Source organism: Microbacterium lushaniae, from assembly GCF_008727775.1.
GTDB lineage: Bacteria > Actinomycetota > Actinomycetes > Actinomycetales > Microbacteriaceae > Microbacterium > Microbacterium lushaniae.
Genome location: NZ_CP044232.1, coordinates 378,770 through 391,220, shown reverse-complemented (window position 1 = coordinate 391,220; position 12,451 = coordinate 378,770). Strand labels below are relative to the sequence as shown.

Sequence of the window (12,451 nt, the reverse complement as noted above, 5' to 3'; positions counted from 1 at the left end):
GCTGAGATCGTAGGGCGATCGGTGCGGCTCGTGTGTCGTTCCCGGGCGACATCCCCGGCGATGCTCGAGCCGGCTCGCCGCTCGGCCGAACGTCATGCCAGCAGCAGGCGAGCCGCGCGCGTGCGCACGGGCAGCAGCCGCTGCGCCGTGGCGACGCGGTTGACCAGGCGCGCTGCCGTCACGATCCGCTGCACGCGGCGCCGCCGCATCCGGTCGTAGCGCCGCAGTCCGGTCTCGATCCCGTCGGTGCAGACGCTGCGGGACAGCGCCCACACGTCCAGAAGAGATTCACAGGCGCCGCGACCGAGGTTCGGCGCCATCGCGTGCGCCGCGTCCCCGACGAGGACCACGTTTCCCCGCGCGAACCGCCCCGGCACGCGCACATCGAACAGATCGCGCCGGTCGACCCCGTCGTCGGCGATGGCGGCCAGCACACCCCCGATCGCCGCATGCCACGACGCGAAGACCGTCCGAAGAAGCGCCGTCGGGCTCGATGCCCCGGGGTCCACGCGGTCGGGGTGCAGGCACGCGAACCAGTTCACCATTCCGTCGCTGGAGGGCGTGATGCCGAACATCGCCCCCCGCCCCCACGTCTCGGTCACCGTGTCGACATGCCCCGGCACGACGCCGCGGAACGCGACGGTCCCCAGCGGCCGAGCCGCCGCATCCGCCCAGTGTCCGGTTCTGAGCCGGCTGTGGATGCCGTCGGCGGCGACCACGAGGTCGGCGCCGGGGAAGTGCTCGCCGGCCTCCACGGGCCGGGACCAGCGCACCGTGCCGGCCGGCAGCGCGTCGTGCAGCGTCTCCAGAAGCCGTGCGCGCGAGACCAGATGCGCGCTCCGACCAGCGGGGATGCGCCCGATCGTCGCGCCGTCGGGCCGGAGGATCGCCCCGCCGTGCACCTCGACGGCGTGACTGCGGACCGCCGCCCCCACCCCCAGCCGATCCAAGACCGCCATGGCGGAGGGCCACATCCCCAGGGCCGTCCCTCCGCGCCGAAGCGCGGGTGCCCGGTCGAACACGTCGACCTCCCACCCGTCGGCGACCAGCGCGTTCGCCGCCGCGAGACCGGCGATGCCTGCTCCGGCCACGACGGCGCGGTGTGGACGCAGCGGTGACGGCACGGCGCATTCCCTTCCCGAGATCCGCCGCGCGGATGCCTCGGCGTGCGCGCAGGCTAGCCCCGGCGTCGCCCGCCGCGCAGTCGTCACCGCTCGACAACCGGGCACGCCCGAGGTCGACCGGGGCCGACCTGACGTGTCGCTCCGGGGCGTGGCGCCGGCTGCGCACCCGGGGGTAGCGTGCCGGGCACGAGGAGGACCCGTGTCACTGAGCCCCGAGCACGAGTCGTTACGTCGCGCCGTGTACGACTCCTTCGCCGCACGCGGTCGCGCACCCGGCGACGACGAGCTCCGCAGGGCGACCGGCCGCTCCGCACGGTGGCTGGAAGAAGGGCTGCGCGTTCTGGCGGACGCCCATCACATCGTCCGGGACGAGGGCGGGATCGTCCTGGCGCACCCCTTCGCATCGCGCGACTTCGGCTTCTCGGTGAAGGGGGCGCACACGCTGTGGTGGGGCGGGTGCGCGTGGGACGCGTTCGCGATCCCCCAGCTCGTCGACCGCGAGCCGCGCGCGCTGGTGGCCACCGCGTGCCCGGCCTGCGGGGCGGCACACGCGTGGGTGGTCGAGCGGCAGGCGCCTCCGCCGGGGGATCAGGTGGTCGCCTTCCCCATCCCCGCGGCCTCGGCGTGGGATGACGTCATCCGCACGTGCAGTCTGCAGCGCGTGTTCTGCGGGAGGGGATGCGTGGACCGCTGGAGCGCGACGTCGGGGATCCCGGCGGACACGGTCGTGGACATCCCCACGCTGTGGCGGCTGGCGCGGCACTGGTACGACGGCCGGCTGGACTCGCCGTACGAGCGCCGCGACATCGCCGCCTCGGCGCGCTACTTCCAGGAGGTGGGCATGCCCCCCGCCTACGTCGCATCCCTGCGGGGGCGAATGTAGACGCCGGGCGACGCCAGCTGTCGATCCACGCCGGACGCGTCGCGGTGAGCGGATACCTACCGTGGCGGCATGGAACCCCGCGCTGCCCGCATCACCGTCTCCCGTCGCCGCCGGAGCATCCTCGGCCCGGTGCTGCTGGCGGGCGCGACCCTGCTCACCGCCGTGGCGACGGTCACCGCGTGCTCGGTGCTTCCCTCCTTCCCCTCGAGCGGCCCGGCGTTCGTGCCCGACGGGCCGCCGACCTTCGACACGGCACTCCCCATCCCCCCGCTTGCCGAATCGGAGGTCGTCGACGGGGTGCGCGTGTTCTCCCTGACGGCGCAGGAGGGATCGCGCCAGCTTCTGCACGACGAGCGCACCACCCCGACGTGGGGGTTCAACGGCGATTTCCTCGGCCCCACCCTCCGCGCGCAGCAGGGCGAGGAGGTGGCCGTGGAGGTGCAGAACGACCTGCCCGAAGCCACCACGGTGCACTGGCACGGCATGCACCTGCCGCCGGCGATGGACGGGGGCCCGCACCAGATGGTGGAGCCGGGCGACCAGTGGCGTCCGACGTGGCGCATCGATCAGGAAGCGGCGACCCTCTGGTACCACCCGCATCCCCACGGCAGCACGGAGGACCACGTGCTGCGGGGACTGGCGGGCATGTTCCTCATCGACAGCGCCGAGGAGCAGGACTTCGGTCTTCCCTCCGAGTACGGGGTCGATGACATCCCGGTCATCGTGCAGGACAAGAAGTTCCTCGACGACGGGCAGTTCCAGCTCGACGCCCAGGGCAACGAGGTGGGAGTGCTCGGCGACGTCGTCCTCACCAACGGAGCGTGGGGCGCCGTCCTGGATGCCACCACCGAACGAGTGCGGCTACGGCTGCTGAACGGATCCAGTGCCCGCACGTACGACTTCGGGTTCGAAGACCGCCGCTCCTTCGCCCTCGTCGGCACCGACGGCGGCCTGCTGGCGGCCCCTCACGAGACCGACCACGTGCGCCTCTCCCCCGGCGAGCGCGCAGAGATCGTCGTGTCGGTCGAGGCCGGCACCGAGGCCATGCTCCAGTCGTTCCCCCCGGACCTGGGGATGTCGCCCTGCCCTCCGCCTACGGCGGCGATGACACGTTCGACGTCCTGCGCGTCCGCGCGGCGGCGACCCTCACCCCGTCGCCGCCCCTCGCGGCGCAGTTCGCCGACATCCCCCGGCTGGACGCTTCCGACGCCGACACCGAGCGCACCTTCGAAGTGCAGAACCGTGAGATCAACGGCCGGCGCATGGACATGAACCGCATCGACGAGGTGATGCAGGTCGACTCGACCGAGGTGTGGGAGGTCACCAATCGCGACCTCTTCCCGCACAACTGGCACGTGCACGACGTGCAGTTCCAGGTGCTCGACATCGACGGCGAGCAGCCCCCCGCCGAACTGCTCGGGTGGAAGGACACCATCTACCTGGAGCCGCGTCGGCAGTACCGCATCATCATGCGGTTCGAGGACTACGCCGACGACGAGCATCCGTACATGATCCACTGCCACCTCCTCCTGCACGAGGACGAGGGACTCATGTCGCAGTTCATCGTGAGCGACGGAGAGCCCAGCCGCGACGGCGGCAGGGTCGGATCCGGAGGCCATGCCTCGCACTGAGGGAGGTCTGGCCATCGCCACCCCCGGCCCCACGGTGCTGCTGCCGCGTTCTCGATCGTGAAGTGGATCGGCGTCGCCTACCTCGTCTTCCTGGGCTTGCGCATGCTGATCGCCCGAGGCAGCCTCCTGCACGGCGACCCGGCTGCCGATCCGCGGGGTTCGGGCATGCTGGGGTACGCCCTCATCGGTGCGCAGGCGATCCGTCTGCTCAGACGCCGCGGGGGCGGTGTGGATCGAACGCGTCTGCGGGGCCGTCCTGCTGGCTCTGGCGGCCTGGCTGGCCGCCTCCCGCCGCGCGACGGCGTGACGGCGTGTCCCGACGCGGGCGGTGACGGCGTCACGCGAGGAGCGCGAGGGCGCCGCGCACCAGCACGAGCACCCCGCCCGCCGTGCTCACCGCGAGCAGGATGCGGCGGGCGACGGCCGCGCGGATGACGCGCGCCATGGCTGCGGCCAGGGTGGCGCCGCACAGGGCCGAGGCGGCGACGGCGGCGAGCAGCGCCCAGTTCACGGAGTCCTCGAGCGCGCCGGCGGGAACGAGGACCTTCGCGGCGAACGACGTGGTGCCCAGCGCGAGGAAGACCGGCTGCACGGTGGCAGCGAAGCGGTGCGGCTCCCACCCGGTGGCGACGGCGTGGAGCGCCAGCGCCGGCCCGCTGATCCCGGCCGTCATGCTCATGATCCCGCTGGCGACCCCCGCGCCGGCCGTCCCACCGGCGCGGGCGCGCATCATCCGCACCCGCGGACGGCTCACCAGCACGACCGACACGATCACGAGCAGCCCGATGACGACCTCGAGCCACGCCCCCGGGACGGCGCGCGTGATGAGAGCCCCGACGCCGACGCCCACGACGCCGGAGCAGATGAGCACCGTCGCACGGCGTCGGTCGATGCCGCGCCACAGGTGCACCGTGAGCACCGCGGCCAGGAGGGCCGAACACGCGTTGACGACCGCGATCCCGCCGGCCGGCCCGGCGACGACCACCGCGACCGGCGCCACCGTCAGGGCGAATCCCATGCCGGAGATCCGCTGCAGGCCCGCGCCCAGGAGAGCGAGGACGCACAGGGCCACCGCACCGAGGACGTCCATGGGATGCGAGGGCGGTCAGAAGGCCGGATTCAGGCCGGGGCGAGAGGGATCGGCCAGGAAGGCCGCCCTCATCGCCCCGGCCCACGAACCGGAGGGTGCCTTCTCCGGCCGGTCGATGGCCTGGCGCACGACGGCGTCGCTCAGCACGCGCTCGATCTCCAGGCGCGGATACTCGCGCTCCACGTCACGCCGCACGGCGGGTGAGACGGCGCCGGCGCCGAAGTCGGCGAGCACACCGAGCCGCGTCAGGCGGGGCACCGGCCCTCTCCGCTCGGCGATGCCGGGCGTGGTGTGCAGCGCGATGGCCTGCCAGACCTCGTCGATGCGCTCGGCATCCCAGCCCGCGTCCGCCAGGAACCGGGCTGCGGCATCCGCCCCCTCCACTTCGAACCGCTCGGGGCCGGGGTCGACGGCGGCGGTTCCGCAATCGTGGAAGATGCAGGCCAGGAACAGCGTCTCGGCGTCCGGCGCCGCATCCGTCTCGGATGCCTGGGCCTGCGCGAGCAGATAGGCGCGAACGCTGTGGTTGAAGATCGCCGCCTCCTCGTGAGTGCGGACGTGATCCCACGCCGCCTGCATCACCGGCGTCCACCCGAAGTCGGTGACGCTCGCCGTCGCGGCCGCGGCGTGGGGCCGCTGCGGGTGGTCGGGTCGTGTCATGGCGGGCATGCTATCCGCGCGCATGGGTGCCCCGATAGCGTCTCCCGGCGACGTCGACGGAGGTTGGCAGTGGATGTACGACCGGCGGCGATGCGGCTCCCTTCCGTGCCGTACCGGATGGTACGGTCGCCCGATGAGCGCCGCACGGGATCGATGGCTGGACGAGGGGTTGCGAGTCCTCGCGGAGGAGGGCGCCGCCGGGTTGCGCATCGATCGGGTCGCGGCGCGCATCGGACTGTCGAAGGGCTCGTTCCACCACCATTTCGAGGGTGCCGAGGGGTACAAGCGTGCGGTGCTCGAGCGGTTCGAGCGCCTCTGCATCGACGCCCTGGAAAACGCCATCGCCGGGGAGGGCGAATCGGCGACCGGTGTCGCGCCGCGCGAGGTCCTCGCTCGGCTCACCGCGCTGATCCAGCCGCACGACGCCGGCCTGTACCGCCCGCAGCTGGAGGTCGCGGTGCGCGCGTGGGCGACGACCGATGCGGAGGCGCGCGCCGTTCAGGCGCGGGTCGACGAGGCACGCGTCCGCGCTCTGCAGAGCGTGTGGCGTCCGCTGGTGGACAGCGATGACCGAGCGCACGCCGCCGCCTTGCTGCCCTACCTGGTCGCCGTCGGCGGGGCCATGGCCATGCCGCCGATCGACGCCGAGGAGCTCAAGGGGCTGTTCGAGCTGCTCCTCCCGCTCGTTCCCGACGCACCGGGTTCCGCGCCGCGCGGGTGAGCCGGATGCGGCGGCCGGGCCGCATCCGCCGTGCCGGCCTTCTCCCCTGTCCATTCTCCATACCATACGGTATGGTAGGGCAACCCGACGTGAGGAAAGTGATGTGGACTCTGCCTGATCCGGTGTGGCCGGTCATCGTGCTGGCCGCGATCCAGCTGGTCGACGGCCTGATGTGCCTTCGGCCGGCAAGCTTCATCGCTCGCTGCTTGGAAGGCGTGAAGTGGCCGCGCCGGTACTGGCGGCTGATGCCGCCGATCAAGTTCGCCGCCGCCGCGGGGCTCATCGCCGGGATCTGGATCCCCTACCTCGGCGCAGTCACCTCCGGCGCCCTCGTGCTGTACTTCGCCGTCGCGGTGGCGATGCACATCCGCGCGAGGTACCTCGGGCGCGACTTCTATCTGAACGCGCTGGGGATGCTCACCATCTGCGTGGCGACCTTCGTCTTCTGCTTCGCGCTCTGACCGCCCCCGGCGTCAGGCCCGAGGCGGCCGGGCCGCCCTGCGGGCGATCCCTTCGAGGAACCGACGCGTGATGACACGATGCGCCCCCGAGCGGATCACCAGGAGCCGGTAGCCCCATCCCAGGAAGCCAGGGAACTCCGCGCTCGTGTGCGCGGAGAGCAGTGCGCCGGCCGGGGCCCGTTCCACCGTGAGCCGCAGCTCGTACCTCGAGAAGTGGTGGTGGCCGGCGAGGGTCAGGCTGCGGGAGGGCACCACGTCGGTGACGGCGAAGCCGGGGACGGCCGACCCGACGGCGGGGATGGCCCCGACCGGGGCCCCGGGATCCGCCCCGATCAGGCGCAGGTACGGCGACGGGAGGGCCAGCGCGGCCGGGATGCTCTGGATGAGCGCCTCCCACACGCGCTCGGCCGACGCGCTCACGCGCACCGAGTTCACATCGATGCGGGGCAGCGACAGGTCACCTGCAGCACTCATCCCGACCTCTCCTCTGTCCATTCCTCACTCATACGTGCGTACGGGACGCCGCCGCACCGGCGCCAGACGATCGGGGGATGAACACCGACGGAATACAGCCAGTCATCGGGGTGCCGGGCAGGAGAGGACGGAGGATTGTCGACGCGAGGCGACGGAGCCGTCGACGCCGTGCGATGACACCCCGCGGGGCTCGGGCGGCATCGTCGTCAGCGACTGGTTCGCGCGCAGTGAGGCGACGGTGTCGTCACGCCCGCTGACGGCGCCTGGGCCGCGGGCGGGCGACCGCGATCGGTCCACCGTCGACGGCGGCTCCGACGGCGGCGGTGAGTTCGCCGATGCCCTCGATGCGCATGGCGACCACGTCGCCCTCGGCCAGCGGAGGCGGTGACAGCTCGCCGTTGCGCCCCCACAGCTCGCCGAGGCATCCGCCGTTTCCGGCCGTGCCCGAGCCGAGCACGTCGCCGGGCACGACGCGGGAGTTGCGGGATGCGTAGGCCACGAGTTCGGGGAAGGGCCAGCCCATGTTCGACATGAGGTCCTCGCCGATGAGCTCGCCGTTGACGCGCACCTCCGCTCGCACCGCGAGGAATCCGTCGTCGTCGAGGAACGGCACGAGCTCGTCGGCGGTCACGATCCACGGACCGAGGCTCGTGCCGAAGTCCTTGCCCTTGCACGGGCCGAGGCGCACCTTCATCTCGCGGGCCTGCAGGTCACGGGCCGACCAGTCGTTCATGATCGTGTACCCGAAGATGTGCCCCGCTGCCGTCTCGGGGCCGAGGTTCGTGCCGTCCGAGCCGGGCACCCCGCCGATGACGGCGGCGAGCTCGAGCTCGAAATCGAGCCTCTCGGTGGCCGGCGGGCGCACGGGCTCGCCGGGACCGAGGATGGTGTGCGGATTGGTGAAGTAGAACGTGGGCGCGTCGTACCACTCGGCGGGGACGTTGCTCTTGCCCTCCACACCGGCACTCACGCCCTCCACGTGCTCCTCGAACGTCACGAAGTCGCGTACCGACGGGGGCGCCACCGGTGCCAGCAGGCGCACCTGCGACAGCGGTCGACGTCTGCTCACCTCGCGCAGCGTCCGCGCATGCAGCTCGTGCGCGGCATCCAGGCCCCCGGCGAGGACGCTCGCGACGCTCTCCCCGTCGGCGAAGGGGATGACCTGATCCGCTTCCACGAACCCCTCTGCGACGTCGGCGCCGTCGCGCCACCGGGCGATCCTCACGCGTGCCTCCTGCTCTCCAGCAGCGCGGCGGCGTTACCCGCCAGGATGCGGCGCGTGGTCTCGTCGGGCAGTCCCGCCGCACGGATCGTGGCGACCGGATCGTCCAGTCCCATGTCGAACGGGTAGTCGCTGCCCAGCACGACGCGGTCCTCTCCGGCGACCTCGATCAGGGCGCGCAGGGTGCGGGCATCGTGCACGACCGTGTCGAACCACAGCTTGCGCAGGTACGTCGAGGGCGGATGCGCGCAGCCGCGGGCGTCCGGTCGCACGCGCCACGCATGGTCGGATCGGCCCATCACCGTCGGCAGGTAACCGCCGCCGTGAGCGGCGACGAGCTGGAGCCCGGGGTGGCGGTCCAGCACGCCCGCGAAGATGAGGTGCGACAGGGCCACGGCGTTCTCGGTCGGCTGCCCGACCGTGTTGGCGAGGTAGAACCGGTCGAGTCGCTCGTCCAGGCTGCATCCGAACGGGTGCAGGAAGACGACGACCCCGAGTTCGGCAGCCCGCGCCCAGAAGGGCTCGAGCCGTTCGTCCGAGAGCTCGACGTCACCGGCGAAGGAGGAGATCTCCACGCCCGCCAGGCCTCGGCCGAGCACGGCGTCATCGAGGTACTCCACGATGCGCTCGGGATGCTGCAGCGGCACGAGGCCGAGGCCGATCAGGCGATCGGGCGCTGCCGCGACGTGCTCGGCGATGAGGCGGTTGGCCTCGCCGGCGGCCCACACGGCCAGCCCCTCGGGCGCCCACGGGTAGAAGTGGTTCGGCGATGCGCTCACCCACTGCCGCTCGACGCCCTGCGCGTCCATGTCGGCCAGGCGCACGGCCACGTCGGTCAGCTTCGGGATGCGGGCGCCGACCATCGGGCCCGACACGGCCTGGCTGGCCGCGCCGTGCCGGCGCAGCTCCAGCGCGGCCGCCTCGGCGACCAGCTCGGGAACGCGACGCTCGACCTCGGCGTGGAGGGTGGGGAGCAGAACGTGGGCGTGCACGTCGGTGACGCCGTCGACATGGCCCATCATGCCGGCTGCGCCATCTTCTGGGCGATGCCGAAGATCAGCCCGCCGGCATCCGCGTCGCGGTCACCGTCGATCTGCCACTGACCGAGCTGGACGGATGCCTCGACCACCGCCTGCGCCCGCGGCATCCGCCGCGCGTGGAACTCGTCCCACAGGTCCTGGTCGAGCTCGTCGCGCGAGGTGAGCAGCTGCGTGAGCACGAAGGCGTCCTCCAGCCCCTGCGCGGCGCCCTGCGCGATCGTGGGCGGGCAGCTGTGGGCGGCGTCGCCGATGATCACGGCGCGCCCGCGGTTCCAGGGAGCGGGGACGATGTGGTGCGTGAACCACGTGTAGTGAGCCCGCGCGCCCCGCTCCAGGTCGCCCCGGATCTGGTTCCACGGCCCCCCGTAGGCGCGCGATTCGGCCAGCATGATGCCGGTCGCCTCCTCGTCGCTCACGCCCGACCGGTCCTGCGCCTTCTCCACCAGGAACGCGTACATCGAGTCCTCCCCCGTCGGGGTGTACCCGGCGATGTAGACCGGTCCGCCGTAGTACAGCTCGCTGCGCTGCACCTCGTCGGGACGGGAGACGAAGGTCCGCCAGATGCCCATGCCGGTGGGCTGCGGCTCGACGTCGATCCCGATCAGCTCGCGCACCGTCGAGTGCAGCCCGTCGGCCCCGATCACGAGGTCGTACTCCCCCGCACGTGTTCCATCGACGGACAGCTCCACAAATGCGTCGGACTGCTCGAGCGCGGTCGCCTTCACCCCGAAGTGCATCCTCGCCCCCGCCTTCTCGGCGTGGGCCAGGAGGATGCGGGCGAGTTCGGCCCGCGGCATCCCCATGCCGGCGGGGTAATCGGGGCCGCCCGTCTTCACGTCGGGCAGCTCGGCGACGACAGGGGCGTCGGGACCGGGCGCGCGGAGGGTGAGGCCTTCGAAGGCGAACCCGGCGGCGCGGATGTCGCCCCACGCGCCCAGCGCGTCGAACACGCGCAGGGCGTTGCCCTGCAGGGAGATGCCGGAGCCCAGTGCGGTCAGCTCTGGCTTGGCCTCGAAGACGTCCACGTCGACGCCGGCCTTGGCCAGCTGGATGGCGGCGGCCAGGCCGGCGATCCCGCTGCCGACGACGGCGACTTTGCTCACTGCGGTCATGTTCAGAACCTCTCTGTTCTGGATCGTGGCGGATTAGAGGAGAGCGACGGGGTTGATCGGAGACCCCACGGCGCCGGTGATCGGCAGCGGCGGCGCCGAGAGCAGGAACTCCCAGCGTCCGAGTTCGACGCACGCCGCGGCCAGTTCGTCGAGGTTCCACATCTCGCCGATCGTGAGGCCCATGTTGGGGATCACGATCTGGTGGAGGGGCTGGAAGGCGGGTGCGTCGAACTCGTTGGGGCGCACTTCGAACCCCCAGGTGTCGGTGGCGATGGCGGCGATCTGGGTGCGGTGCAGCCATCCGGCGGTCGTCAGCGACAGGCCGGGGGCCGCGCCGCCCGCGTATTCGCCCCAGCCCTCGCGGAGTGCGCGCGTGTAGCGGCCGGTGCGCACCAGGACGATGTCGCCTCGGCCGACGGCGCTGGAGGCACCCTGCGCGGCGATGCACGCGTCGAGCTCGGATGCGGTGATGGCGTAGCCGTCGGGCAGCTCTCCCGTCTCCGGAGCGAGGTGCCGGCCGAGATCCAGCAGCACGCCGCGGGAGACGATGACGTCGCGGGCATGCTCGATGCCGGTGACCAGGTCGCCGTCGCTGGTGACGACATCACCCGCCCGGCGACCGTTCCACGCGTTGCCGTGGTCGAAGATGTGCCCGAGCCCATCCCACTGCGTCGAGCACTGCAGGGGCATCGTGACGTAGTCGTCGGCGCCGCCGATGCCGTGCGGGAAGCCCTGCGTGCCACGCTCGGCATCGGTTCCCGTGTCGGTCATCGTGTGCACGGGGTTGATGCGCCGGCGCCACCCCTTCTGGGGGCCGTCGGTGTCGAAGTTCTGCGACAGCGAGATGACGCGCCCCGCCGAGACGAGCCGCGCGGCGTCCGCGCGCTTGCGCTCGTCGATGAAGTTCAGCGTGCCGAGCACGTCGTCCGAACCCCAGCGGCCCCAGTTGCGGTAGGCATCGGCCCGCGCGGCGATCTCGCCCTCGGGGTTGCCTCGGTCAAGATCCGCCGGGTTCTCCGACGGCTCGGCCACGACCCCCTGAGCGGTCATCGCGCACCGCCCTCGGCCACGCAGCGCACCACCTGGGTACCGAGGCCCTCGATCGAGCCGGTCATGACGTCCCCGTCGCGCAGGAATCGCTTCCAGTGCTGGCCGTTGCCGGCCGGGCTTCCGGTCAGCAGGAGGTCGCCCGGATTCAGCGGCGCGGTCTGCGACGCGCCCGCCACGAGCGACGGCACGTCGAAGATGAGCTCTGCCGTGGTCGCATCCTGCATCACCTCGCCGTTCAGCTCGAGCCGCACACGCAGGTCCGACGGATCCACGAACGGGGCCGGAACGAGGAAGGGGCCCGTGGGCAGGAACCCGGGGGCGTTCTTCGCGCGGTACCAGTCCGCCCCGATGTCGCCCACGTCGGCGGGGAAGAGGAGGTCGCGGGTCGTGATGTCGTTGACGATCGTGTACCCGGCCACGTGCTCCATCGCCTGCTCCCGGTCGACCCGGAATCCCGGGCGCCCGATGACGACGGCCAGTTCCAGCTCCCAGTCGTGCGTCTGACTGTACGCGGGCAGCTCGAGCGGCACCTCATCGCCCACGACGCACTGCGGCAAGCCGATGAAGACGAACGGCCGCCCGCTCGCGGCCCGCGCATCCATGATCCGCTCCGCGTGCGCGCGCGCCTCCTCCGGGTCGCGCGCCGCGTCGCCCTTGGTCAGCCCGGCCACGATCAGCTGCACGACGTGCGTGCGGTAGTTGGCGCCGGCCTGCAGCACCTGCCGGGGCTCGACCGGCGCGGTCAGCGTCACCTGCTCGAGCGGACGCCATCCCTCGCCCCCCTCCTCGGCGAGCGCGCCCAACCGGCCCCAATCCGGATCGGCGAAGAAGGCGTTGAGGTCGTCGGCACCGAGCTCGGCCGGCGTCAGCGGGCGGATGCGGTCGCCGGCGACCAGGGCCGGCCACGCACGCCCGCCCTCGTCGACGCGGGCCAGGGCGAAGGGTGCGGTCAGGCCGCTGGACGTCTTCGTCATCGGATTCTC

Annotated in this window: 14 protein-coding genes; 5 read left to right on the top strand and 9 right to left on the bottom strand. The window is 72.2% G+C overall.

What is annotated here, in order from left to right; genetic code table 11:
- Positions 1-92: 92 nt before the first annotated feature.
- Complete coding sequence (locus F6J85_RS01850) at positions 93-1,124, bottom strand: FAD-dependent monooxygenase (protein ID WP_202980864.1); 1,032 nt, start codon at positions 1,122-1,124, stop codon at positions 93-95.
- Positions 1,125-1,362: 238 nt separating this feature from the next.
- Between F6J85_RS01850 and merB the strand changes: the two genes are divergently transcribed.
- The 3 genes from merB (at position 1,363) to F6J85_RS17865 (ending at position 3,638) form a co-directional block, all read left to right on the top strand.
- Positions 1,363-2,007, top strand: coding sequence for an organomercurial lyase (gene merB, locus F6J85_RS01845; RefSeq protein ID WP_202980863.1), 645 nt, complete (start codon positions 1,363-1,365; stop codon positions 2,005-2,007).
- A gap of 69 nt (positions 2,008-2,076) precedes the next feature.
- The gene (locus F6J85_RS01840) at positions 2,077-3,279 is read left to right on the top strand and encodes a multicopper oxidase family protein (RefSeq protein WP_238707027.1); all 1,203 of its coding nucleotides are present in this window, start codon (positions 2,077-2,079) and stop codon (positions 3,277-3,279) included.
- Positions 3,270-3,638: a multicopper oxidase domain-containing protein gene (locus F6J85_RS17865; RefSeq protein ID WP_238707026.1), complete on the top strand. Its 369-nt coding sequence runs from the start codon at positions 3,270-3,272 to the stop codon at positions 3,636-3,638. Before F6J85_RS01840 ends, F6J85_RS17865 begins: the two co-directional genes overlap by 10 nt.
- Positions 3,639-3,975: 337 nt before the next feature.
- Here F6J85_RS17865 and F6J85_RS01835 read toward each other — a convergent pair whose 3' ends face one another.
- Both F6J85_RS01835 and F6J85_RS01830 read right to left on the bottom strand, forming a co-directional pair.
- The gene (locus tag F6J85_RS01835; protein ID WP_150923604.1) at positions 3,976-4,728 is read right to left on the bottom strand and encodes a TSUP family transporter; all 753 of its coding nucleotides are present in this window, start codon (positions 4,726-4,728) and stop codon (positions 3,976-3,978) included.
- A gap of 15 nt (positions 4,729-4,743) precedes the next feature.
- Positions 4,744-5,388 carry an HD domain-containing protein gene (locus F6J85_RS01830; protein ID WP_191906709.1) on the bottom strand — a complete coding sequence of 215 codons (645 nt, stop codon included), beginning with the start codon at positions 5,386-5,388 and terminating at the stop codon, positions 4,744-4,746.
- A gap of 133 nt (positions 5,389-5,521) precedes the next feature.
- Between F6J85_RS01830 and F6J85_RS01825 the strand changes: the two genes are divergently transcribed.
- Both F6J85_RS01825 and F6J85_RS01820 read left to right on the top strand, forming a co-directional pair.
- Positions 5,522-6,109, top strand: coding sequence for a TetR family transcriptional regulator (locus F6J85_RS01825; RefSeq protein WP_150923602.1), 588 nt, complete (start codon positions 5,522-5,524; stop codon positions 6,107-6,109).
- Between the two features lie 101 nt (positions 6,110-6,210).
- Positions 6,211-6,570 carry a DoxX family protein gene (locus tag F6J85_RS01820; RefSeq protein WP_150923601.1) on the top strand — a complete coding sequence of 120 codons (360 nt, stop codon included), beginning with the start codon at positions 6,211-6,213 and terminating at the stop codon, positions 6,568-6,570.
- Between the two features lie 12 nt (positions 6,571-6,582).
- Here F6J85_RS01820 and F6J85_RS01815 read toward each other — a convergent pair whose 3' ends face one another.
- The 6 genes from F6J85_RS01815 to F6J85_RS01790 form a co-directional block, all read right to left on the bottom strand.
- Entirely contained in the window at positions 6,583-7,044 is a 462-nt protein-coding gene (locus F6J85_RS01815; protein WP_202980862.1) for an SRPBCC family protein, read from the bottom strand.
- 244 nt (positions 7,045-7,288) lie between these two features.
- Positions 7,289-8,269: a fumarylacetoacetate hydrolase family protein gene (locus tag F6J85_RS01810; RefSeq protein WP_150923600.1), complete on the bottom strand. Its 981-nt coding sequence runs from the start codon at positions 8,267-8,269 to the stop codon at positions 7,289-7,291.
- Positions 8,266-9,288, bottom strand: a complete 1,023-nt coding sequence (locus tag F6J85_RS01805) for an amidohydrolase family protein (protein WP_420846118.1) — start codon at positions 9,286-9,288, stop codon at positions 8,266-8,268. Before F6J85_RS01805 ends, F6J85_RS01810 begins: the two co-directional genes overlap by 4 nt.
- A complete protein-coding gene (locus tag F6J85_RS01800; protein ID WP_150923599.1) occupies positions 9,285-10,418 on the bottom strand; it encodes an FAD-dependent oxidoreductase in 1,134 nt (377 codons plus the stop codon). Before F6J85_RS01800 ends, F6J85_RS01805 begins: the two co-directional genes overlap by 4 nt.
- Positions 10,419-10,451: 33 nt before the next feature.
- On the bottom strand, positions 10,452-11,468 hold the full coding sequence (locus F6J85_RS01795) for a cyclase family protein (protein ID WP_150923598.1): 1,017 nt from the start codon (positions 11,466-11,468) through the stop codon (positions 10,452-10,454).
- Positions 11,465-12,442 (bottom strand): fumarylacetoacetate hydrolase family protein, encoded by a 978-nt coding sequence (locus F6J85_RS01790; RefSeq protein ID WP_150923597.1) that lies wholly within the window; start codon positions 12,440-12,442, stop codon positions 11,465-11,467. The genes F6J85_RS01795 and F6J85_RS01790 overlap by 4 nt, the downstream gene beginning before the upstream one ends.
- Between the last annotated feature and the right edge of the window lie 9 nt (positions 12,443-12,451).